The 23,530-nt window shown below is 60.9% G+C and carries 20 protein-coding genes; 11 read left to right on the forward strand and 9 right to left on the reverse strand.

All coding sequences use genetic code 11. The features are described 5' to 3' along the window. The first annotated feature begins 784 nt into the window (after window positions 1–784). The 4 genes from PV761_RS10005 to PV761_RS10020 all read left to right on the forward strand — a co-directional run bounded on the left by PV761_RS10005 (window position 785) and on the right by PV761_RS10020 (window position 6,449). A complete protein-coding gene (locus PV761_RS10005) occupies window positions 785–2,146 on the forward strand; it encodes a hypothetical protein (protein ID WP_347896347.1) in 1,362 nt (453 codons plus the stop codon). A gap of 257 nt (window positions 2,147–2,403) precedes the next feature. Continuing rightward, entirely contained in the window at window positions 2,404–2,661 is a 258-nt protein-coding gene (locus PV761_RS10010; protein WP_347896349.1) for a helix-turn-helix domain-containing protein, read from the forward strand. Further along, the gene (locus PV761_RS10015) at window positions 2,658–6,023 is read left to right on the forward strand and encodes a hypothetical protein (RefSeq protein WP_347896351.1); all 3,366 of its coding nucleotides are present in this window, start codon (window positions 2,658–2,660) and stop codon (window positions 6,021–6,023) included. The genes PV761_RS10010 and PV761_RS10015 overlap by 4 nt, the downstream gene beginning before the upstream one ends. 3 nt (window positions 6,024–6,026) lie before the next feature. Continuing rightward, on the forward strand, window positions 6,027–6,449 hold the full coding sequence (locus tag PV761_RS10020; RefSeq protein ID WP_347896353.1) for a hypothetical protein: 423 nt from the start codon (window positions 6,027–6,029) through the stop codon (window positions 6,447–6,449). Between the two features lie 66 nt (window positions 6,450–6,515). Here the strand turns inward: PV761_RS10020 and PV761_RS10025 are convergent, their stop codons facing one another. The 3 genes from PV761_RS10025 to PV761_RS10035 form a co-directional block, all read right to left on the reverse strand. Then, complete coding sequence (locus PV761_RS10025; protein ID WP_347896355.1) at window positions 6,516–7,019, reverse strand: hypothetical protein; 504 nt, start codon at window positions 7,017–7,019, stop codon at window positions 6,516–6,518. Window positions 7,020–7,165: 146 nt separating this feature from the next. Further along, entirely contained in the window at window positions 7,166–7,585 is a 420-nt protein-coding gene (locus tag PV761_RS10030) for a hypothetical protein (RefSeq protein ID WP_347896357.1), read from the reverse strand. A 187-nt stretch (window positions 7,586–7,772) separates the two neighbouring features. Continuing rightward, entirely contained in the window at window positions 7,773–8,333 is a 561-nt protein-coding gene (locus PV761_RS10035) for a recombinase family protein (RefSeq protein WP_347896359.1), read from the reverse strand. Window positions 8,334–8,811: 478 nt separating this feature from the next. On the opposite strand from PV761_RS10035, the gene PV761_RS10040 reads away from it, so the two are divergent. From PV761_RS10040 to PV761_RS10055, 4 genes are all read left to right on the forward strand, one after another. Further along, entirely contained in the window at window positions 8,812–9,108 is a 297-nt protein-coding gene (locus PV761_RS10040) for a hypothetical protein (RefSeq protein WP_347896361.1), read from the forward strand. 353 nt (window positions 9,109–9,461) lie between these two features. Continuing rightward, window positions 9,462–9,773, forward strand: a complete 312-nt coding sequence (locus PV761_RS10045; protein ID WP_347896363.1) for a hypothetical protein — start codon at window positions 9,462–9,464, stop codon at window positions 9,771–9,773. Window positions 9,774–10,018: 245 nt separating this feature from the next. Continuing rightward, window positions 10,019–11,125 (forward strand): DNA/RNA non-specific endonuclease, encoded by a 1,107-nt coding sequence (locus tag PV761_RS10050; protein WP_347896365.1) that lies wholly within the window; start codon window positions 10,019–10,021, stop codon window positions 11,123–11,125. An 8-nt stretch (window positions 11,126–11,133) separates the two neighbouring features. After that, a complete protein-coding gene (locus tag PV761_RS10055; protein WP_347896367.1) occupies window positions 11,134–11,553 on the forward strand; it encodes a hypothetical protein in 420 nt (139 codons plus the stop codon). Window positions 11,554–11,566: 13 nt separating this feature from the next. On the opposite strand, the gene PV761_RS10060 is transcribed toward PV761_RS10055, so the two are convergent. From PV761_RS10060 to PV761_RS10075, 4 genes are all read right to left on the reverse strand, one after another. Further along, entirely contained in the window at window positions 11,567–13,141 is a 1,575-nt protein-coding gene (locus tag PV761_RS10060) for a DUF4407 domain-containing protein (RefSeq protein WP_347896369.1), read from the reverse strand. Beyond that, on the reverse strand, window positions 13,138–17,673 hold the full coding sequence (locus tag PV761_RS10065) for an FtsK/SpoIIIE domain-containing protein (protein WP_347896371.1): 4,536 nt from the start codon (window positions 17,671–17,673) through the stop codon (window positions 13,138–13,140). Before PV761_RS10065 ends, PV761_RS10060 begins: the two co-directional genes overlap by 4 nt. Window positions 17,674–17,723: 50 nt before the next feature. Next, entirely contained in the window at window positions 17,724–17,999 is a 276-nt protein-coding gene (locus PV761_RS10070; protein WP_330194425.1) for a WXG100 family type VII secretion target, read from the reverse strand. 173 nt (window positions 18,000–18,172) lie between these two features. Continuing rightward, a complete protein-coding gene (locus PV761_RS10075; protein ID WP_347896374.1) occupies window positions 18,173–18,424 on the reverse strand; it encodes a hypothetical protein in 252 nt (83 codons plus the stop codon). A 286-nt stretch (window positions 18,425–18,710) separates the two neighbouring features. Here PV761_RS10075 and PV761_RS10080 point away from each other — a divergent pair, with 286 nt between their 5' ends. Continuing rightward, entirely contained in the window at window positions 18,711–19,679 is a 969-nt protein-coding gene (locus tag PV761_RS10080) for a hypothetical protein (RefSeq protein WP_347896376.1), read from the forward strand. Window positions 19,680–19,780: 101 nt separating this feature from the next. Here PV761_RS10080 and PV761_RS10085 read toward each other — a convergent pair whose 3' ends face one another. Continuing rightward, entirely contained in the window at window positions 19,781–20,035 is a 255-nt protein-coding gene (locus tag PV761_RS10085; RefSeq protein WP_347896378.1) for a helix-turn-helix domain-containing protein, read from the reverse strand. A 124-nt stretch (window positions 20,036–20,159) separates the two neighbouring features. On the opposite strand from PV761_RS10085, the gene PV761_RS10090 reads away from it, so the two are divergent. Together PV761_RS10090 and PV761_RS10095 are read left to right on the forward strand one after the other, a co-directional pair. Then, window positions 20,160–21,041, forward strand: coding sequence for a hypothetical protein (locus PV761_RS10090; RefSeq protein ID WP_347896380.1), 882 nt, complete (start codon window positions 20,160–20,162; stop codon window positions 21,039–21,041). A gap of 154 nt (window positions 21,042–21,195) precedes the next feature. Further along, entirely contained in the window at window positions 21,196–21,522 is a 327-nt protein-coding gene (locus tag PV761_RS10095) for an Lsr2 family protein (protein ID WP_347896382.1), read from the forward strand. A gap of 1,006 nt (window positions 21,523–22,528) precedes the next feature. Here PV761_RS10095 and PV761_RS10100 read toward each other — a convergent pair. After that, on the reverse strand, window positions 22,529–23,158 hold the full coding sequence (locus PV761_RS10100) for a hypothetical protein (RefSeq protein ID WP_347896384.1): 630 nt from the start codon (window positions 23,156–23,158) through the stop codon (window positions 22,529–22,531). Window positions 23,159–23,530: the final 372 nt, after the last annotated feature.

Genomic DNA, 23,530 nt, shown 5'->3' on the forward strand with positions numbered 1-23,530 from the left:
GACATTCAGCGACCACAGACGCACCTGAATGGGACCACAATGAGCCCCGCTGAAGCCCTCTACGAGACGTCGCGGGGTCCAACGCGGTCGGTGGCCTTCATGGGTCGCCGACCAGACCTGGCGGAGACCATCGAACGCCGCACCGAAGACCTCGATGAGACCTCGAACTGTCCAATTGCACTAGACGTCGTGAGGAGCCCCGAACGACGCCTCGCAGGGCCCCTCGAAGGTCCAGGACGCGACCGTCAGGAGCCCTCGAAGAGTCCAGCGTCCAGCAAGACCGGAGCCGGCCCAGGTCGGGACCGTCACAAGACCGTTGCGAGACCCGGATCGGACCCACGCAGGACCGCGCAGCGACGCCTCGTGCGGTCCTGCGTGGTCTCGGGGGTGCTTTCGATCCCGTCGGCACATGGAACTTCGCGGACGTGGCCGCAGGGTTCCGTGAGCCGCCCCTGTGGGGCGGCGAGCGGAGCTTGCGCGGTCCGCGCTCGGGCAGGCTGCCCGCGCAGCGGCCCCCGGAGGGCCCCGGACATTCAGGAGCGGAGCGAGTGAATGTCTTACGGGGCTATGACATTCCATGTCTCGGGGTGCCAGAGGCTCCAACAACGGGGTGCAGGGGCCCAGTTGTTGGAGGGCACCCGAGACATGGAATGGCGCGCTTGATTGATGGTCGGGACCGCGGCGCGGGAAGGGCTCCCGGCCATCGATCAAGCGCTGCCGAGTGGTCCCGCCAGGGACCGATCGGCGTCCGAAGTCTTCACAGCAACGAAAGCGAGGAATCACCGTGAGCGAGCAGTCCGGGCACGCTGCGTTCCACCTCAGGCACGTCGCGCACGGCACGAGCGGGAACCGCGCCGACAGGCGGGCAATCCTCCACGAATCCATGCGGCACCTGAACGCCAAGGACGTCGCGCGTCACGCTGCGAGGAACCCCTCCATCGTTCCCGCCGAAGCGCACTCGAACGCCGCCTTCGTCAACGACGGCGCTGGCGGATTCCGCAACGCGAAGACCGTCAAGGAAGTCCTCGACTACGGCGACGCCCGTCAGAAGCGGGTGCGACGGAAGATCAACGAGAAGCAGGTAACCACAAACCTCTTCGTCGTCCACCTGCCGAAGACGATGTGCATGGAGATCCCGAATTACTACCCGAGGCTGAACGCCGACGGTTCCGAGCGGCTGGATCCGGCCACGGGCGAGCCGATGTCCAGATCGCGCTGGGTCGCACGAGACCAGGATGAAGCGATGCGCTACTTCCGCGACGCGATCGACCGGCTCGGCAGCCACATCGTCCCCGGCGGACAGGAGGCGATCCACGGTTGGGCCACAAACTTCGACGAGTCAACGCCGCACATCCAGATCATGGCCGATCCGTTCGCCCCGGACCCCAGGACTCCCGAGGACCGGCCCGATGCTCTGCGGACGGAGCACAACCAGGCATACGGCTCGCATCGAGAGGTGACGGACGAGCGCGGCCGCCAGATCAGCGGGCCGGCGAAGATGAGAGACCATCAGGCCGGCTTCCGCGCCCACATGGTCGCACTCGGCTGGCCAGTGCAGGAGGAGGTCTCCGAGCGGCACGGCAAGGAACTATCGAAGCCCGAGTTCGAAGCGGCGATGGACGCCGCCGCCGAGGCCAACGCCGCTCTCCAGGGCGCGAGGGCGACGTCCGCAGCCAACAGGACCAAGATCGCAGCGTTCAAGGAGAAGGTGGCCGAGATCCGGAATGAGTTCGACGCGCGGTCCGCCGAACTCGACGAACGAGAGGCCGCCCTGCCGCGGCTGCGACGGCGCATCGCCGAGGAGACGCGGGACGAGGTGCGCAGGGAGTGCTACGCGGCCGAGCGCAGCGCGGCGAAGGTTCAGGCCGACGAGGCGCTCAAGGCTTATCTCGAGCGGCTCCGGTTCCAGCCGATCCCGCTCCTCGTCGAGGAGTACCTCGACCGGATGGATCCAAGCGGCCGCTCCTACCGTCCCGGCTTCGAGCGATTCGTCGATCAGCGCCTAGCGCGGTTCGAGGTAGAGCATGGCGTGGCCGGAGACCTCGAACTCGAGTCCGGCGACCGCGAACAGTTCATCGCGGACGGCGGGGAGCGCCTCGGGGTGGAGGTCGCGCAGTTGCAGCGAGAGCGCGGGTACGGCGAATGAGCCGAAACTTTCTTTTTCCTGGAATCCGAGTCAGAACGGCCTGTCTCGTCCGGTACGGCCTGGAACAGCGGTCAACACGCAGGTACCATCGGATGCACGGGCAACCTCCCATGGGGAAGTCCGCCGGGCGCGAGCAATCGACTCCTCTCACGGCGAGGACGGGCACGCGCAGAGCGTTAAAGGGCGTAATGGCCTGCGCGGCCGAGCAATCTCCGGGCTCGGATCTGAAGAAGATCCGAGCATTGAAGGAGTCGACCGTGCCTGCCCCTCCGATCGCCGCCATCCGCGAGCAGATCCGCGACGAAACCCTCGCCGACGGCCATGACTTCACCACCTCCGCTTCTGCGGCGCTGTATCTCGGCATCGCCGAAGGTACCCTGCGCAAGTGGCGCATGCGCCGCTACGGCCCCCGGTTCCAGAAGGTCGGCGGCGAGGTGCGCTACTACCTGGCTGACCTTGACGCGTGGCTGGACGCGCAGTTCGTCGACTCCTCCGACAGCGGTGAGGTTCGATGAGCGCCGCGAACACGGCTCGAGGCCACTGCGGATTCCTTCGTCTGCTCCGCGTCGTGCTGCATGCCGCTCTCGTCGTGCCGCTGCTGATGACGGCGTTCCCGTCCGCGGCGCACGCGGACGACGAGGAGGAGCGCGACAACTACTCGCTCTACCAGCTCGCCTCGAACGCCTCGTCCTACTTCGGGGAGAAGAACTCGCCCGATGGCGGCGATGGCCTGCACGAGGACTGGGACGCGATCACGAGCAGTCCCGCCACGGGCGGCGACATGCTCGGCTACGCCGACCCGAATTTCAGCATGGGAGACGTCATCGGGTGGCTCTTCGCCGAGTCGACGGGCTCCACTCAGACCATCACCTACGACACGCTCAGGACGTCCGGCGGCGAGGACGGGAACGACTACGCGGGCATGCTCGACTACGTCCACTTCGGAGCAGCCAACGCCGATCTCGGCCTGGACACGATGTCCTCCGGCATCGGCGGTCAGATCGTCTCGATGATCGGCGGCGGCGTGATCTGGCTGCTGTACCTCCTGGCGCTAGCTCTGGGCACTGTGTTCTTCCTGATCATCCAGGTGCTCAAGGCGATCAACCCGTTCATGTGGTTCTACCAAGCCGTGGCCAGCGTCGCCGACGCCAGCGGGAACACCAACAGCTCCCACCAGCAGGAGCTCGCCGACGGCATGACCGGCGGCGACGCAGGCGGCGGGGCGCTGGCAGGGCTGCAGCACTGGATCTCGAGCTGGTACGGGCTGCTGCAGTCCATCGCCTGGGAGGCGCTGGTCCCGCTGTTCATCGCGCTCCTGCTCATCGGGCTGGTCCTGTTCAAGAAGATGGACCGCGGTTCGGCGATCAAGACGCTGATCGTCCGCGTCGTCTTCATCGGCGTGGGCCTGCCGCTGCTGGGCTCGATGTACACCGGCGTCCTCGACAAGTTCGACGACTCTTTGCTCGGTCAGCACTCCGGGCCGACCCGAGTGGTTCTCTCGACGTACGTGGACTTCGAGGCGTGGATGATGAACGACCGCTTGGCCGTGCCCGACCAGGCGTCCATCTCGTGGGCGGACGGACAGGCTGGCTCCGAGTCGATGATGTCGGTCCGGAACAGCGCACTGGCGATCAACGCCCAGTCAAACCCGGAGTTCAGTGGCATCTCGGTCGGCACGAAGACGAGCGACGCCGAGGCCGCGTGGCGCGCCGGCACCGTCGACGTCGGCGGCTCCGCGGGAGACGACGTCCAGGCTGTGTTCTCGACCTTCGGGATCCTGAACAAGTACATCTCCGGCCAGATCACGTCCGCTTCGGACTTCGAGTCGGGCATCAAGAGCGCGATCACGGACCTGGACGTCGGCGACGGTGAGAAGAAGGAGTGGTTCGTCGACGACCGCAGCTACGGCGACGTCGAGGGGTTCGGGGAGCAGGGCGGCCCCGCACCGAGTGAGCACCCCGTCCTCGCGACCGCGGGCACGGAGGGCCTGACCTCTTCAAACCCTGGCGGGAGCTCGACGACGTTCACGACCCCAGGCAACAAGCAGGGCTGCGGGTTCAGCGTCCTGGACGCTGACGGGAACCTCGCCTCGTGCAACCTGTCGGCGCTGTCGGCATACAACTACCTGAACACCGGGTTCGGTTCCGACTCGCTGACCATGTACTCCTCGAACAACGTCACCAGCGGCCTGACCCGCGAAGACCACATTGCGGTCAGCCAGGTCGGCACAGGCCCAGCGAAGTTCATGTACTGGCAGAACGCCGCGACGGTCCTCGGCTGCATCGCCCTCCTGGGGTTCTGGTACGCGATCGGAATGCTCGCGGGCGCGGTCAAGCGGACCTTCAGCCTCGTGGCGGCGATCCCGTTCGCCACGCTCGGAGCCCTCTCCGCGATCGCGAAGGTGGTGGTCTACTCGGTCGCGCTCATCCTCGAGGTCATCGTCACGCTGTTCATCTACCAGTTCGTCTCCGAGTTCCTGATCTCGATCCCGGAGATCATGTCCGGTCCGGTGTCGAGCTTGCTGGCTCCCGACGGCCTGCTCGGGAGCCCGCTGCTTGGCGGGATCGTCGTGGTGCTCCTGACGATCGTGTCGTCGCTGGTGATCATGGGCGTGACCTTCGCCCTCCTGCGGGTGCGCAAGGTCGTGCTGCAGGCGATGGACGAGGTCTTCACCAAGCTGGTGGACAAGTTCCTCGAGACCAGTACTCCGTCCAAGGCGGACAAGGCTGGGGCGATGCCATCGCCGGCGCAGGCGCTGGGAACCGGTGCTGGCGCTGCGGCCGGGCAGAAGCTCGCTGCGGGCATCGGTGGCAAGCCCGTCGGCGGTTCACGACCGCTGAATGCTGGCAACGCGGGCGGCGGCAAGAACGCGTCGACGAATGCCGGCGGCCTCAATGGTCAGAGTGCGTTGCCGCCCGCCGGCCGAACGCTTGCGATCGGCCCCGGTGGCGGCGACGGCAGCCAAGTTGGTGAAGCGCCCCGTGGAGGTGGCCAGAATGATCGAGCGATTAAGGGCTGCGATGCCCGTGCCCTGCCTGCTGACTCGAACGGCGGCACTGACGAGGCGAGGGGCGGGCCTCTGCAGCTCACCAGCGGCAACGCGGGCAGTTCGCGCTCCGACAAGGAAACCGCTCAGAGCCTGAGCAACAAGGGCGGCCTGTCGAATCTCGGCTACAGCACGGGTGACCAGCCGGGCTCCCGTGGACGCACGAACGGGCAGTCCAACCACAGCGAAAGCGCGCAGCCGGGCACCAATGGCCGGGGCCATTCCTCGCCCTCGGGCAAGACCGGCGGCCAGACCAGCTTCGGCCTTGGCGGGGCGCAGGGCACTTCGGGCATGAAACAGCTGGGCCAGCGCAGCAGTCAGCCCAGCACTGAGCCAGCTGAGCGCACAAGCAGCGGCTGCAAGGCGATCGCCAGCGGGTCGAGCTCGACGCACTTCGGCACCGGCGGCCACAGCTCTCCGGCATCCGCGGGCGAGGACGGCCAGCAGCCGCAGGGCGCGCGGTTCGTCGCTGGCATTCCTGGCACCGGCGGTGCCGCCCAGCTCAGCCAGGGTCGCGGCGGCAGCCCGGGGTACAGCGGTGCACTGGGCTCCCGCACGGCGCGTCCGATCCCGGGGCACGATCCCGGGACCGCTCAGGCCCTGGCCTCGAGCAGGCGTCGAGTCGTCACTGGTCCGGCTCAGCAGGGACAGCCCGAGACCGCGGGTCAGCGTCCGCAGCAGGGACAGCGGCGGGAGCAGGTCGACCGCTCGATCGCATCGGGATCGGCTCAACGGCCGCCCGGCTCGGTCGGGCCGACGCAGCCGGCTCCGAGGCCTGGGCGGCCTGTGCCGTCTGCCGTAATCAACCACAAGCGCGAACCGAAGGAGTAAGAGATGAAGATCAACGCCATCCGCGCCCAGGCCCGGGCAGACTTCCCGACCGGCTGGTGGCGCTCCTGGCGCTGGTGGGGCTCCGCGATCAAGAACGATGCGACCGCAGCTCTCCTTGTCGTCGCGCCTGCGCTGCTCCCGCACCACGCCGTTTTCGCCGTGCGTAATCGCCGTGATCCCAAGCAGCTCAGCCGCCTCGACGGCGAGGGCTTCGTCTACGGCTTCGTCGGCGCACTGGCACTCATCGCGATGCTGGTTTGGACGACGACGGGGAGCAACGAGCTCCTGCCTCTCCAGTTGGGCATGGGCGGCTTCCTGGCCCTGAACGCCGCGGCCTCCGGGACCGTCGTGGCCGTCCTCATCGCCGCGAGGCTCCGTCGTCGGAAGGAGGCTTTGAGCGCGACGCCGGCCATGTCGAACGAGTAGCCGAGCAGTCACGAAAAAAGAAGCCCACCCCGCCGCGTGGCGGGGTGGGCTTCTCTCGCTTGGAATCTATGAAGATGACTCGGAATCGCCGAACCGGCCGAGCACGACCCCCCGTGCGCGGCCGTCGTTCATCATGTCTGCAAGGTGCGCCAGGAACACGGCCCGCTGGGTGGTCCGGCGGTCCTCGACGAGGTCGTACTCCCGTAGGGCCTCCATGTCGACGACCCAGCCGTCCTCCCTGGAGACAGCCTCCGCGAGGTCGGAACCGTCGGGCACGGCCATCCCGGTGTAGTCGTGGTCGAACTCGGGCGCGACGTCGAGGCGCTGGTTCGGGTCGTCGACGTAGAGCGTGTCGCCGCGCAGCTGCCGTCCGGCACGGTCGAAGGCCGACAGCAAGGCGCGGTCGGCGCGCGAGATCTTCTCGACGTGGACCGCGGCGACGTCGTGGTCGCTGAGGAAACCGGTGCAGCTGAGCCGCTCGCGGACTCGAGCCCGTGACCGGTGGTGGCTCATGAGGCGCTCAGCCTCATGGAAGCCGTGGAACTCGTCGTTGGACAGGGCGTCGTGCATTGTGAACTCCGTTCGTGCCGAGGGATGCCGAGGTCGGAGAGGACCCGCCTCGACACCGGGCCCCTCCAAGCCCTCCCCCGGGCGGGCTCCGCCCGCCGATGACCGGCGGTGACGCTGCAGGACGTCGAAGCGCCTCCATCCCGACGTCAGCACATCTCTTTGTAGACGCTCAGTGCTTCGTCCGCGTCCATGGCGGCGAAGTCGTAGTCGCCGAGTTTGAGGGCGTCGCCCGATCTGCTGATGTCGATGGAAGTGGATCCACTGATCCGGTCGCTTCCGAGGTGCTCGTCGTCGGAGTTCCAGAGGACGTGGGAGCCGTCCTCGGAGATCTGACCTTCAGCGCTCGGATCGGTCTCGATCACAACCACGCCCCGCGCCGAGTCGGAGCAACCGAAGGGATAGAAGGCGACCGAGTCGCCCTGGACGACGAGCCGCCCCTTGTCGTTGTAGTACTCGCCGCTGGGGCCCGGTCCTCCGGAACAGGCGACGAGGCCGGCGGCCAAACCGATGCCGGCGGCCCAACAGGCAATAGTCCTAATAGACTTGGTCGTAGCGGGGTTGCGCATAATGCTCTCCTTCAGTTCGTGTGTGTGCGATCGCCTCCTTCGTGCTTGGTGTGCGGCGGCGCGCGGGCAGCCCTGAACATCTGGTCCAGCGCCTGGCGGGGCACCGTCGCAGTCCACAGACTGGACGTGCCCCTCAAGTCACCCACCCGGCCCCGCCCAGCTGGGCTGAAGCGCCCGAGCACGACCGTCACTGTTCGGCTCCAATGTTCAGGTACCTGTAGAGCGTCGCGGGACTGGTCTCGCAGAGTCGCGCGATCTCAGCCATCGTGAATCGGTGTTCGTCGTAAAGGGCTTGTGCCTTGGCGATTTGCTTGTCGGTAACCGTGCGCCTGCGACCGCCGACTCGCCCCTGGGCACGGGCAGCGGCGAGACCGGATCGGGTCCGTTCGATGAGGAGTTCGGGCTCCATCTGTGCCACTGCTGCGATGACGGTGAAGATCAGCTTGCCCGAAGGCGTCGTGGTGTCGAGATCGAGAGAGATCCGGAGACCGGAGTCGCGCTCTTGCAACGCCTCTTCGAGGTTCGCGAGTTCGCCGGTGTGCATGCCGAGACGCGAGAGCTCCGTGACGACGAGGCGATCGCCTGGGCGAAGCATTCGGAGGCAGAAATCAAACTCGGGCCGCTTGGAGTCCTTGCTGCCTGAGGCCTTCTCGGTGAAAATCCGTTGGCAGCCAGCATCCTGAAGCTCATTGAGCTGGCCGTCCAGAATCTGGTCGCTGCGCGAGACGCGCGCATAACCGATGTCCATGTCTCTCCACGATCTTTCGGTGGAGAGCTCCGATGTTCGGTGTCTGAGAGCTCAGGGCTCAAAAGTGTCAGTGTTGAACAAGCCCGGGGTCGACGCCTCGTCGACCTTGTCTCTCATTTTATCTAGCGTTTGCGACAAACCACTTCTGAGAGACCGATAATGTCGGCGTGTCCTGCGTTACGACAGGAGTACAGGCCCGCCGCCAGAGGTGCTCGCAGACGCTCTTTTGTGGAGAGCTGCCTTCGCGCCTCGACTCCCCAGTCTCAGGCTGCTTTCAAAGCCGCAGCCGCCAAAGCCATCGCGCTCCGACCGATTCCGCAGGAGGCGATCCGCTCCGGAGCCGTTGCCGCGGCGGCCCTTGCGATCCGAGGCGACCCAAGAGCGTAGAGCCGCTGTCGAGCGAAACCAGAACCGGCGCTGACGGGATGCGGTCCCGAGTCGAAGGCCGCCAGAGAAGACCGAGCGCTGGCGAAAACTGATGGACGCACAACTCCCCACACACACCACCTGGGATAGGCTTTCGGCGTCATTCAGAATTCAAAAGGGGGAGGCACTCGTGGCAAGCGCGGTCTATGGCAAGGGGTACCACGCAGGCAAACATGATGCCCGCGCTGAGGACCTGCTCTACGCAGGTGTTGTATTAGCGGTCGGCGTCGTCATCTCCGGTGGTGTGAAGGCCTATAGGAAAACTAAGCAGGCCCATGCAGCCCGGTTGGAACAACAGATGAAGGACGTCGACGACAGCGGCAACCCGGAAGATCCCGGCCAGCCGTAAGCAACTAACTCGAAAAAAAAGAGACCCCACCGTTGGAGCAGATGCTGCCGGGAGTGGGGTTTCTTGTGCTAAGCGTCATCGCCAGGTTCAGGTAGCGCCCTTAAGGCTGTGAACTGCACGCTTCGACGCGGTTATCAGGGCACGAATCACGGCTCCAGGTTGTGGAATGCAAGGACCGCCAGAACTGGGTATCGCCGGTCTTTCCGGGGAACCGGTCCGTGGGTAGAAGGTGAACAATCCCGTCGTTGACGGAACATGTCTTAGCCCAGATCGTTGCGCGGTGAGTCATCACATATGCTTCAGCCAAGCCCCAGAGGTTTCGAAAGGGTCCCGGCGCTAACTGCGGAGGAAATATGGCTCAAATTCTGGAAGTGGATCCAGCACAATTATCGGCCCTAGGCCAGGCGGTATCGTCCGCTGGAGTTAAGCTGCTGCTGGCAAGTAATCACGGTGACATGGGAGGCGATCAGCTCAGTTCCCGGCTTCATCAGACCGGTTGGGGAACCAACCTGGCCACGAGTCTGGGAGCCTACAAGGAGGTGTGGGGTTCTGACGTCTCGCAGACGAAGCAAATTTGCTTCAACGCGGGGTCGTTTATGGAATCTTTTGCAGCGGAAGTCTCCCAAATTGACAGCGCTGGTTCATCGAGCTTTCAGCGGTACTAATGATGGACTTCCGTCCGGATCCCCCGTCCCAGCACGAAGTCCTTGGATCAGCTCAGCGGTACCGCGACGCGCAGAACGATTTTAGGGCACAGGCCGATGTCCTTCGACAAATCGCGGGCCAAATTGGACACTCTCCCGTTTGGGCTGGGGTGTCGGCCGAACATGTCAGCTCGACCCTCCGAACTATCGCGAACGCAACTGATGGTTTCGCTTCGGCATCAGGGTCAGTCGCTTCAACCCTCGAGGTGCTTGCTTACGCTGTAAGTCCGCTGATCGCCCAACGCCAAACCGTTATAACGCAACTTAAGCAACAAGCCAGGGAACCCGGCCTCGCAGCCACTCTTGTTTTCTCGAAGCTTAAGGGCGATCTCATCAGCCTCGAGTCCCGTATCCAACGTTGCTTTGAGCAGGCCAGTGACGATGTGAGGGCCGCGGCCGCACACGCCGCCGCTTGGGGAACAAACATCAACGTAAATCCGCAGGCCATGCGACAGGCAGTAGGCGAAGAAATCGGCAAGGCTTTCGCCTCGTTTGCCGGCGGAGTTGTCGAGGGCGTTTCGGAGTCGGTCGTTGGCACTTGGAACCTCGTGACCCAGCCTCAGTCCGTCATGAACCTCGTACGCGCCTTTGAAGCTGATGGTCCCGGAACACTAAGGAAAATGTGGGAAGGGATCATCGATGCAGAGACGTGGCAAAAGGACCCGGCCAGGGCCATGGGAAAAATCGCCCCAGGAATCATCGCGACAATACTCACCGCCGGTGGATCCGGGGCCGCATTGGCTGCAGGAAGAACCACGGGGAAGATCGAAAAGGCTGCCTCTGAGGGCGGGAAAATTACCGCAAAGGCCGCCGGGCGACAACTCGATACGATTCGTCTCTCCTCGGGTGAATCTGGCAGCTGGAACAGGATCCTCAACAATCCAAAGCCTGACACGACGTATATCGTCGATAAAAGATTTAGCTACACCACTGATTCGATAGGTCGAGTCTCAGAGTCATCAGCAAGACTTGATACTTTGATCACGAAAGACCGGAACATTTATCAACAGCGGCTCGCCGGCGGACTAGACCGGCTCCCGGGTGACGATGGTGGCCACATCTTTGGCACCCAGTTCGGGGGACCTGGAGAATCTATCAACATTACCGCAATGAGGAGCGATCTTAATCGCCTGGGCAACCGCGAATATTATGCTCTTGAACAGCAATGGGCAAAAGTCATAGGTGAGGGAAAATCAATCGACGTTGATATTAAGATGAATTATAGTAGCGACACTAGTGTGAGGCCATCGATCTACACTGTTACCTACAAGGTGGACAACGGTCCGGTCATGTCAAGAATCTTCAAAAACTAGGAACACCGATGAGCGAAAGCGTTACGGATTTAGAGCAGACGATCTGCCGATCTATAATGTCGGCATATTCCGACACGGGCTGGGAAACTATTACCCTCTCGTATATTGAGGTCGGGAACGTATCCGAGGCGGTCAGCGAGTGTACTGTCGCAACGGGCACTCCTCAATATCAACCTATACCCAGTGAAGCCCTCGAAGCGCTCCTTGCTTTGAAGAAAGCTTTGGCGACTGAAGCCCACGGAACTTGGCTTTCCCTAAAGCTCAAAATTGATCGCCTACAAGGAGACTACAAGTTCTCTTATAATTACGATGAGAAGCCTAAATGGGACCTCGAGCCGATGCCCGAGAACTACTGGCTTGAGCTTCAGGAGTACCCCCGGCCAGCCAGTGAAATTCCCCCATGGTTTCCAAAGAGGGTGGATCAATAGCCGCACAGCTTAGTTATTCGTACAGGCTGTTGTCGTTGTCTACAACCCTGGTGCGGGTCTTCCGCCTGGCGGAGCTGCTGCTGCTGGCGTGCTTGAGATGGTCAAGGAGCACGGCTTCCTGAACGGGTGGCTCCTCTGTAAAAAACGGTTCTTTGCCAGCGTCAGGAGAGGGCGTATCGGCTTTCCGGTTGCGCTGAAAGTAGTCCCAGAGCCGATACTTGATGCGTTCGCGGGCGTTGGCGCGCAGCATCACTTCCTTCTCAGTAGCCAGGAACTCACTGAAAATGCGGCTCTCCGTCTTGAATCGCTGGAGACGTACGTCCCGCTCCAGTTCTGCCTCTTCAACCTCAATCCAGCAGCGAATCCGTGCCGCTTCCTCCCGGGAGGCGATGGAGCTTGCGTACGCCGTTCGCTGAGTGATGGAGCGCGTAAACTTCATCATCACTGGAAGTAGCTCAAAGAGTAACAAGAACCAGCGGAAAAGGGAGTGAAAGAAATCAGCACCGGCATTGTAATTGCTCGAACCCTCCGACTTGTCGGTTAGTTGCGACAGTGCTTCTTTGCGCTCGAGCAACCCGTCTTTGGCAGTAGGGGCTTGGGCTTCGAACTTCTGGCGGACATCCGAGTAGACGGTCGCGGGAACGGTTCCGTCACTCTTTGCCGGCGGGTTCGGGTTCAGGTAATCGTTGATGTCTTGAATTTTGGTGTTAAGTTCGTCGATATGTGCCTTGGTGCTCGGAGCGTCACCCGTTAGACGGTCACGCTCGTCCAGCAGGTTCTGGTAATCGGTAGTTTGGCAATATGTCCACCCAAATCCGTTGAGGTAGCAGCTGTAAAACTTGCCGTTCCGATCCGCGAGAGCCTGGATCCGCGCGTCCACATCTGCGATTGCCTTGGTCGCCGTAGAGCTGTTTGCATTGGCCGCATCAATTTGCTTCTGGAGGCTGTCGCGTTCAGCGGTCTTCGTCTGTATCTGCTTGTTGATTTCAGTATCAATGGTGGTGTTGTATTGCGTGACTGCCGTCGCCTGGTTGACCTTGACCTGCTCGCTGATGGCGGAAGAAAAGATCACCATCATCAGGATGTCCGCGAAGAGGAGAGAGCCCACCACCACCAGGCCGAGACGGGGTGCCATTTTGACGAGTTCAGCAGAGAGGTTGAGCAGCCAGATGAAGACCGTTCGCCACCACGACTTCCTTCCCTTGACTTCGAACCCCGCCTTCTGATCACTGACGATCCACCTGTCCAGGAACAAGATGACCAGGAAATAGCCCACGAACACCCATGCCAGGACATTGAAGTCGAGGGTCTTCATATCCGTGAAAATAACGGTGGCAGTGGTCAGGCTCCCTGCGGCAACGGTGGCGGCCACGATGAGTGCCCAGCCGAGACCGACGAACCACCCGCGGTCCCCGTACGCACGTACAGTTTTTACGTCCCCGCCTGCGAGGTTGATGAAAAGGTCTGACGGTCGCCAGCTCTGAGGTCCAATGGGGCGCTGGAGGGGGTCGTCTCGAATGTCGTTCGAAGGCGGGACAGGAGTTTCCTCAGGGTCCAGAGTCTCATCGTCGATCAGGCCAGTGCTCATGACTTGTTCCTTTCTGAGCGGGCGTGAGGGACCCAGATAAACCGTTGTCCGGATTCGTCGACAAGAATGCTTTGGCCTGGAAGATATTTGGACCTCGGCCTATGCACCAACGGCTCTGCGTGGAGACTGCTGTTCTCGGCGACGACGAGACGGGGGTTTGGAGTGAGGTAGAGGTGAATACTTTGTGCGCGCACGGAGTCGAAGCCGGCGACGGTCGAATAGTTCGGCTGGGATGAACCCTTCACTGTGCAGACCAAGACAATTCTGCGGTATTTATGAAGTAGCCTAACTCTGGAGCGAATTGTATCGACACCATAAGTGTCTTCCTCGTCAAAAAGAAATACTGGCCTGCCGTCGACGCATGCAGCCTCCGGGAAGGAAGCGGCCAACCAGTTCTCCGCCTCCTGCAATTGCTCATGCTCAATATTCGAAGCACCGGACGGTTCCTCGTATTGAGCCGCCTCTGTTAGAAAATAAGCTGATTCTCCCTCAATTTGTTTTCCGATGAGTATTACTCTCTTGGAGGTTCGCTCGAAAAGTTGCGCTGCGATGACCCTGAGGACGTTGGTCCTCCCGCTGCGTGCTCTACCGGAGATCAAAAGAGTGTGCTTCGTGAGATCGATAGATTCGGTCTCCCCAAGAATATCGTCACGACCTAAGCCAACCGAGCTACTGTCTTTCCACCCCGGATACGCCAGTTCCGAAAGGGCTGGCTGCACCCAGGGCTTGAATTTCGACGACGTGCTGAGCGCCGGGGTGGACTCCTCATCCGGGAAATAGAGCTGGATCAGCTGGTCTTGGTCGTTGAAGCCATACCCCGGAAGCCACTCGCTGCGTGGCACACGGTGCTCATGAAAGTTCCGCCCAAGCCGTATCGTCGCTCCGATGTCTGACTGGAAGACTTTGTCCGGCTGTTCGGAGCCAATGCTGATAGCCATGTGGATCCCCGCCGCCCTCCCGTACCGCGTGAGGTCGATGAGACGTTCAAGCCAAAGGCCCGTTCGCTGGTTGGACTCAAACAGCATCTGTAGGCGGTCAAACCCGTCGATGATCAGAAGCCGCGGAGGCACGGAGTCGTCACCCGGTGTTTCTGCCGCCGACCACAGCTGATCGATAACCCTTGTCAGAGATGCTGCGTCTCCGATGGACGTGATGTACCAGTTGGTGTGTTTACGAAGTCCTGCGAGCTTCGTAAGTTCAGTCTGCGCGTCGAGAACAAATACCTCCCCGGCGGGATACTTAGCAAGCCAACCCTCTGCGAGCATCATAAGGCCGTACGTCTTTCCCGTACGAGGAGGTCCTTGCAGAACAAACATCCCAGCCTCCATGTCCACGTTCAGGGACCGGATGCACTGGTTCGCCGGATCATCAACTACGCCAATACCAATCGAGCCGTCGGTGTCATCAGATTGACCACCTGTCCTTTCGCCGAGCCCCTGGACGTCTGTATTCAGTCGTCGGGGCTGTTCGGAAAGTGACGCCGGAAGAACCGCTACATCGCGCAGGTCTTGGAAGCTGACTTCCCCTGAGCCGTCAATTTGTAGCCGTTGAGCTTCCTGAAATGAATTTTTGATGGTCTCCACAATATGGTCAATTTCCGTCGGGCCGGACGCTGCCTTTCCATTGGCATCCGCATCCGCGCTCACGTCCTGTGCCGATGTACCCGCCATCAGGGGGGCAAGGATCACTCTTTTACCGCCAGCACGACCGGGCGCGTTGTACTGCCTGCTCACGATTGGTGACTGAAACTCGACCAGTCCGGATCCGCCGGTGCTAAGCAGCGCACGGCCGGGGAGACTGCGGGGAATTTGCGCGGCGTCGGGAGCATCAATGATGACGCGCGAGTCCTCGTCGCTCAGAGTGGCAAGGGCGACTTTGGCCCTTATATTTGCCCTCGTGTCATCACGAATGACCCTAGTTGACGGACGCTGCGTCGCGAGGATCACGTGGATGCCGAGCGACCGCCCACGCTGGGCTATGTCCTCGACGGCTTCAAGCACGCTGTAGTCGGCACCACGCTTGCCTTCTGTCTCTCGAACAAGTGTGTGAAATTCGTCAAAGACCACAACAAGCCGCGGCAGCTTTTTTGCGCCGTGCAGAGCAGCAATATTGGCGCGATACTCTGCAAACTCCTTTGCGTCACCGGCCTCGAGAAAGGCGGAGAGCCGTCGGCGTATTTCGGCCTGGAGGAACTTGATGGCCCGGTCAATGTTTGCACCTTCCAGGTCGCTGATAAAACCGACGGTGTGTGGAACGCCGGCGACCTTCCGGAAGGTCTGCCCACCCTTGTAGTCGACGAGGAACAGAGACACCTCATCAGGACTGTATTCGAGGGTAAGGCCGAGAACGAATGACCGAAGGAACTCGCTCTTACCAGACCCTGTGGTCCCGCCTATGAGCATGTGGGGTCCATCTTCGACGAGATCGATGACGAGATCATTGTCGGTCGAGGCCCGTCCCAGCCTGGCCTTTAGCTCCTCCGATGCTGAGCGGGGAACCATTTCACCATCTGTGTCAGCGATACCCCAACGAACGGCTTCGATGTTCCAGACTGTCGACGCCCTAACCGAAGCTGGAATGCTTGCGCTTGCACCGGAAGCCCGAGGGTCATAGAGAGGTGCAAGGCTAAGTGCTGTTCGGTCGGGGGAATGCGAATGCTGTACGAGCTCAAAGTCGTCTATTGTCCCGCTGGGCAGCGTCAATAAGGCTCGGGGCTCCACTTGTCCAGCGAGTGACAGGGCATGGTTCGCCGGAATCTCCAGAAACGCGTCGATGAATTGAGGAATTCCGTCGCGACTGGACCCAATCCATAGAACATGAAACAGGCCTGGCGTGAGGGAGAGAATCTCCTCTAAGAGTGCAACATCAACTTCCGCGCTTTCATGCAAAATGAAGAGAACATGATGTCTTGCAGCCACATCGCGCCTTAGGAGATCCTCACGGCTCTTCAGGACTTTAAGGACCTCACTAAGGAAATCTTTTGAATGCGTTCTTCCGAGAACCATCCGATTGAGTGGGAGGAATATAGAAGGCGCGGTGACTTGTGGCAGCCATTTCATCCAGTCATATGAAGCGCCCAGCTCGCCTTCCGGAATGAAGGTTGCAATTGCGAGCTCGGTTGGTGAGTGGCTGCATGCCAACTGCAGAAGAATATCGGTGGTGCTGTTCTTGACCGATTGCGTGGGCCCGACGATCGCCAGATTATGGCTCTTCAGATCGACCAGGACTGGGGTGTCATCGGCTACCCAGGACGTCAGATGGTCACCCTCACGCGTTCGTTGTCCATCCTTGAGCACTGATTCCAGTTCGATTTCATCCAGGTCCACGCCTGCGTCAAGCTCAATAGTCTGTTGGCTGCGAAAGCTCCCATTCCCGACAACAACATGCATGAAGCTTCTGTCCCGGTGAGAACGCCCCCAGGTCGATGCGCGGCGTCTGTAGGTTTGCGCCTTAAGCCATTCGGAATCCGGCCCAAGTTCTCGAAGAATGTTTTCCTCTTGTCCCGTTAGCCGCGTCTGTTCGGAAAGGGCCTTTCGGCTCTGTTCCAGCCAAACATCCAGGTTCTTTTGATAAATCCTCTCCTGATGTCGCAGGTTGCGGAAGTACGACACAAGCATTGGGACTGCCAGTGGAGCAGCCAGAATAAGGGAAAGCGCATTGTTTGTTACGGCGAATAGAATTGCGCCTACACCGAGGGGAGTCACTAAATTCTCGAACTGAAAGTCGGGATTCCTGGGCTTCTCGGGCCGTCGGGAGATTTTTCTGTATCTTTCCCTCAGCACTGGACTCTTTGGCACTGTGGTACGGGCCTTCGGTTCGAGCCGAACCTTCCCCAGGGGTGCCTTGCCGATCAGGGAGGCACCGGACGCTATCACCCATTCTGCACGAACAGGATCGACTTCATCATCTGTACCGGTAAAAGCAAGGCGGATACCGGGGGTAAGCCTGACAATAGAACTTGACGGACGCTCACCGCCTACCAGCATTCTTGGCAGCAATCCATCACTGAACGTGACTTCCGCGGCATTTCCCCGCCGCTGGATGACCATGCGCTCTCGTCCGAACTGGCCATCGTCCACCACAACTTGAGCATCAGAATCCAAGGCGGAAAATACGACGGGATCGCCCTCTCGGAGGAGAGTGACGCGGCCTTTTCTAGTACCGGCCTCGTCCACGACATAGATCTCGTCAGCCTTGAGGTCACTCCCCCGGCCCCGCAGAGGCATGGAAAACTGGCCCGCATCCGCAACGATCTCGAGGATGTCACCGTCAATGAGATCATGAACATCTACCGGCGTTGCATGATCAAGGTAGCCGTGCACCGCGGTTTGCACGCCTCGTGCGTCATGGAACCTCACGAGTTCCCGACGGAGAATATAGTCTCCAGGTCTGACGATGCCTTGAGCCTTGAGCCCATCCGTCAGATCCCGAACAGTGGACGCAGGTCCAAACTTAACTATGAAATCTGTATGTGCTGCCTCAGATCTGCCGGGGACCGAGACCCGCAATTTAATCTCACGCTCACCCTGCAAATTTCATCCAGTCCCCAAGGGCAGCGAGCCCCAATGGAATTACCATCTGATCATCCGAAGTTAGTTCCATCGACGCGCTCAAAGTTGTCGGCGATGGTCTTGACTTCCCTACCGAGTTCCTCGAGCGCCTGATGAACATTAAGCTGCGCTTGCTTCCACCGGTCGATAGCCGCTTGGTAGCTCTGGGACGCATTACTTGTCCAAACTGCGGAGGGGTCAAAGCGGGCGGCCAGAGAATTTACTTCAGCAAATCCGTTTTGAGAAGCATTATCGATTGCTTGACCAATGCCCCGCACGGAATCAACGTCAATACGTATGGAGCCCACAGTTTCTCCTAGCTGCTAAACCCGCCAATCCGCGCATTGTGCGCGTGATGATAAAGCTAGCGGATCGCTCTGTCATGTCAAGAAACCGGCTAATGTTACGGAGGGATCAGGTGCGCTGATTCCTTTCCATGAGTAAGCAGCAGTCACGCCTTGATATGGCCTGTCGTACACCGCTACTTCATCTGGCATACAACCTTCGCTCGAACTGGGCATGTCCGGGTCGTCCCCCTTTCGTGAGTCCAGCAAATCGCCTTGTCCTCCGCGATTGCCCCTGCAATGAAGCAACATGAGGCAAAGTAGCGCTGGCACAGCTCGCGGTCGGCCTTGCGGGCCCGCCCGTCGTAGACGGGTGCACTGGCGACCAGCACGTCAGAACCGACGTCGAACGGCAGCGCGTCCTGTACGGGTACGGCGATGATGCTCATGGCGGTTCTCCTCGGAATCCGGTGGTGGCGCGCCGCTGTGCTGCAGGCTGCTCTTCGTCGATGACTCCTCCGTGACAGCTCCGCTGTCACCACCACTGGCTGCACCGAATGGACGTCCATGGACACCACTGGTACGACGACTGGCCCCTACTCGGATCTGCACCACCTGGGAGGATTTTCAGCCACGTGCTGGCAGCACTATGGTCAGAGAATGTCGACTCAAAGCACGCGGATAATCCTTGATACAAACTTGTGGTCCACGTTGGATGATGGGTCACTTCCCCGGTTGGAGACTCTCCTCGAAGAACTGGACCTGCAGGTGCAGGTCTTGCCCAGCACACTGCTGGAGATCGTCGGAATCGGGCGCGAGGACGTCCGCAAGAGATTGGTGGCCGGCATTGCCAGGGGTCCCAGAAGAACGCGGGTTCGTACCGAGGCGGATCTGTTCGCTGAGGAAGTCGTAGAGCTCATCAGACGCACTCATCCGGAATGGCTTCGCCGGATTCCTGACCGTGCCGAGGCGGAACGTCTCCGGACCTTCTGGTTGAAGAAGATCTGGAGGCAAGCTCTGGAGGACTCGACGGCTCTGCATGAGCATCATGAGGGCCAGGCCCCCGTGAGGGATCACATCGTCGCGGGACAGAAGCAGAACAGCACAGAGATGAGGGAAGAGAAGTTCAAGCCGGGCGACCTCACCGAGCTTCACGGAAAGGATGACCCTGAGTCGGACAGGGCCCCCCTTCTCGGGAAGCTGCCTGGATGGAACGGCTCACCCAGGGCCCTGTGGCGACTCAGGCTCGCGCACTTAACCTGGCACCAGCTGGGGGTGGTCGGCCCTCGAGCCCGCATCACGGGCGAGGACCGCACCATGACCGACTGGATCGAGCCTTGGGTTGACCTCGGAAAGCTGCGCTCCAGCCCGGAGAGCTTCGTGCACATGTGGTTGGATGAGGCCAACGTTGTCGACGTTCCCCGGAATTGGCTGAACTGGGCAGTCGATTTCGTGCAGTTGACGGCCAAGCCCGGCTCTGGCAATCCGGGCGATGCTCAGCAGGCGTCCTATTTGGTCGACTGTGACCTGTTCCTGACCTCGGACAGGCGCTTCGTCCGGGTCTTGGAACGGGTTCGCGAGGACGCTCCATTTTCCTTTGCCGAAACGGTCCTGGTGGATGGCAACCGTCGGACAGGTACGCCTACGGCAGAGCGGATTGAGCAGGCCCTGTCTCACCTGGCCCAGGCAAGGGAACTTCATTGACGCTCGACGCGCTGTTCAATTGATTGGGCGCAGCTCACTGGGAAAAACAACACCGCCGCTGGTCCCGTGCGAGTCTCTGACTGCCAAGTCAAGAGGACTAGCTACTCTTGATCCTCGGATTCAGCCCCATCTTCGAGATCGCCGGCCGCGATGCGCTCAGCGGTGCGCCGGTAAGACTGATCGATGTAGTCTTCGACGTCCTGGCGGCCAATGCGCCACATGCCCCTTCCACCGACCTGAAAAGCACGCAACTCCCCTGTCCTGATGAGGCCTTGAACGAGGCTTTGCTTCACGTTCAACTCGTCAGCGACCTGGGCCAAGGTCAGAAACCGGGGGCGATTTGGTTCGTCAGTCACCGGGCTATCTTATGTGTTGCCTCGCTGCGGGCATTCCCAGCCAGAGGGAGATGGAAGAGGAGATGCCATACCCTAACCGTCTGAATCTGAAAATAGTGTCTGATGCGTCTCTTAGTATTTGACCATGACTTTCACCTACACCTCGGCCGAATTGGCTGATATCGCCGCCAGTATTCCAACCCAGGCCGCGGAGGCAGGTCTGTTGTTTCTCCCGGGAGCGAAATTCGAAGGTGAACATTACGTCGCGCTGGACGGAAAACAACTTTCCGCCACTGAAGTGGTGCATTTCGCTGCCCGGGTGGGAGCGTCATTTGTAAGTGTCAGTGCAGTGCCCTTTGATCTGCATGGGCTTGTGGCCGAGCTGGTCGGCGATGACGAGGACCTGCCTGACGCAGTGAAGCAGGTTGTTACCCGCGCCCAACCCCACGATGGTTCCACGGAGGGTGTCTCGATAACATGGGTCGCCGAGGGCCTTGCCTATGTTTGGCACGCGCAAACGGAATGGACTGACTCTTTCCTAAGCGAGTTGTACGCGGCGCAGTCGGAGTCCGATGCCGGTGAAGACGCTGAGCATCAGGAAAGCCTGGAGAGGGAGCGCCGGTATATTGCCGACGCGGCGGCAGCCTTGGTTCATTCTCCGGAGTATCGCGCCGAATCCAAAAATAAACGTGGCATACTCGCTCCGCGCATTCTCGCCGATGCGGGTCTCGGCGACGTAAATCCCTCCCTTTTGACTGCATATGTTTTTCCCTTGGCAAACCGCAGAATCGCAGAAAAAGTGTATGAGTACGAGCAGGACTTTGTCGGCCGGAAGAAGGAACTGGCGCTTGAACTGAACTCCTACCACGAATGGTTGAAGGAGACCACGAAGGTCAGACGCAAGACTGCTGCGATCAAATTCCTGACCCGTAAAGCCGATGGTAACCGTCTAAGCACTGACTTAGCGGAGGAGATCAGTGATATTGCTGCCTTGATTCCACTGAACACGGTGCGGCAGCAGAGCTGAACAGTTGAAATTCGACATCAGCGTCCAAGGCCGGGGCCCCGCAAAGGCAAGTGCCTCGTCATTGCAGGACCATTCTTGAGCCGGCAGCTCCCGTTTCTGGGGCACCCCGGCAGATACGCCGTTCACCCGCTCGATAAACTGATAGCCTTAATTCATGGCCCAGAAAACAGTAGTAATTCTTTCCGATGACCTTGACGGCTCGGAAGCCAATGAAACCATCACGTTCGGCCTTGACGGGTTTGAATACGAAATTGATCTGAATGAGGCTCATGCCAACGAGCTGCGTTCAGCCTTGGAACGCTTTGCCAATGCCGGACGCAGGATATCCGGCGGCCGTGGACGTCCGGCGGGACGCAAAGCCGGCGGTTCCGGGGTGGATACCAAAGCAGTTCGGATGTGGGCTTTGGATAACGGGCTCAAGGTGAACACCCGCGGCCGTATCCAGCAGGAGATTCTCGAAAAGTACCAGGCAGCACACTAAGCAATAGTCAGTACCAGCCGAATATGGGGGGCCATCGGCTGGTACTGACTATTTCCAACGTAAACTGTTCGGCCGGATTGAGTTTGAATTTCTTCGTGCTCACGGAATCGGATTTCACGCTAGTAGTCCATGTTGTCTATGTGCTTGACGGTACTCGTGGTACTGCAGGAAGCTGTCGAAGCTCTTTTCCGCATTCGCCACGGCAAACAGGGACCGGAACTCGTCGTCGTAGCGGACGGCCATCGGGCCGCCTTGTACGGGATGACTTAGTCCGGGACTCTCGGTTAGGCCGAGCGCGTCACGCGAGGGCCCGTCTTTTCCGTACGTTGATAAGAGCAGTTATCAGCGACCCGACGGCAAGTGGCACTCCACCGTCTTGCTCGGAGCTAGATAGTGGGAAGGGCAGTCCCAGCAAGCGGCCCGAGGGCCCACCCGGTCCGCTGGTGTGCAGATCAGGCCACTAGCACCCGAGACGGGACAGGCACTGAAGATCAGAAACGTGAACGCGTCAGCGCGTGACAGTGACCACACTTAGAATTGATCCCATGGAGCGCAAAGGTCAAGAGGCTCAGGCTGCTTCCGAGGCCGCTGCCAAAGCTATCGCGTTGCGGCCGATCCCGCCGGAGGCGATTCGTTCAGGGGCCACTGTCGCGGCTGCCATCGCGATCCGTCGAGACCAAGAGCGCCTGGCCTCTCTCGAGGGCGATCTAGACCGGCGCTGATATCAGCTGGCGATTGGACCAGAAGGCACAATTCGCAAGTAATCGCATGAACTGACCACACAAACGGTCGTCCCCAAGGCCGCGGTGAGAGCTCGGCGTCAGCCGGCAGACCCTGTACAGCGCGTTGAACGGCCAGGGGGCGCTACGATTCGAATCCTCCGACCGCTACGCTGACAGGATCCTGAGGTGACGTAGACTCGGACCATCATGATCAGCCCGTTGCCGTCCGGCGCGGGCTGATTTTCTTTGCCGCTGAAGGCACCCCGTTCTCGGCAGGGCTGCTCTCAGTTCTTCGACTGGTTCGGGACGAGGTGGTGCGGCCCGACGAATCCGACGTGAACCTTCTTGGTCGAGCCGCCTGTGTCGTCCGAAGGCAGGCCTAGCTGCCGACGCAGCATGCGTGCTTCGGCCTCCACCTTTGCCAGCCGGGCCTCGGCCTTCCTGCGTTCGGCGTCCGCGTGCGTGTCTGAGGCTTTCTTCGTGTCCAGCCTGGGGGTCAACCATCCAATGCGTTGGTATCCCGTGATCCGCCAGGCATGCCTGCAGGCGTAGCAGTCCTGATCGGGCTCGGGCCGCGGCCAGCGGAGGTCAAGCATCTTCTGGACGTGGTCGCGCTCGGGGCCTTCCTCGGGCCATCCAGCGCGCCCCTCGGCCGACCACATCGCTTCGAGCTTCCTCCGCATCTCGGCGGCGCGCTTCTCGGTGGACAGTTTGGGTCCGTCTTCTGGCCTCCAGTCCACGTCGGTCGTGACCTGGCCCTTGAAATGGCCACAGGAGAGCCGGACCCGCCAGAACGCCGCTGAGTGCGGCTCCGGCTGCCTGATCTTCGCCCACGTCGCGGGATCCATCCCCTCGTAGGGCGACTCCGCCGGGTCCGGCGGGAGCTCCTTGACCTCGCGTTCGAGCCACTCCACGACGTCTCGGTAAGCGCGTCCCGCCTCGCCGTGGCCGTTCGTGCACCAGTACTCACCCGCGGGAAGCGGACGCTGAGTAATTGGGTCAGACCAACTGCAAGCGTCCGGAAAGTCGTCTTTGCCGCGCGTGAAGACCTCGTGAATGCAGCCGCACTCCAGCTGGACGCGCCATCGGTGAAAGTCCTCGGCCTTCGGCAATAAGATCGGCCAGAAGACGGGCGTGCAGCGACGCTTCAGCTCCTCGATGCTCTTCTCGAACCCTTTCAGCGCCTGCGTCTGTGGTTGAGCGCGACCAGGCAGCCGAGTGAGCAGCGTGCCTGGCGAAGAGGCTGCACCGTCACGCGCGGACCCGGTCACGAAGCTGCCTCTGCA

Origin of the sequence: Arthrobacter sp. CC3, assembly GCF_039907775.1 — a bacterium.
Taxonomy (GTDB): Bacteria; Actinomycetota; Actinomycetes; order Actinomycetales; family Micrococcaceae; genus Arthrobacter.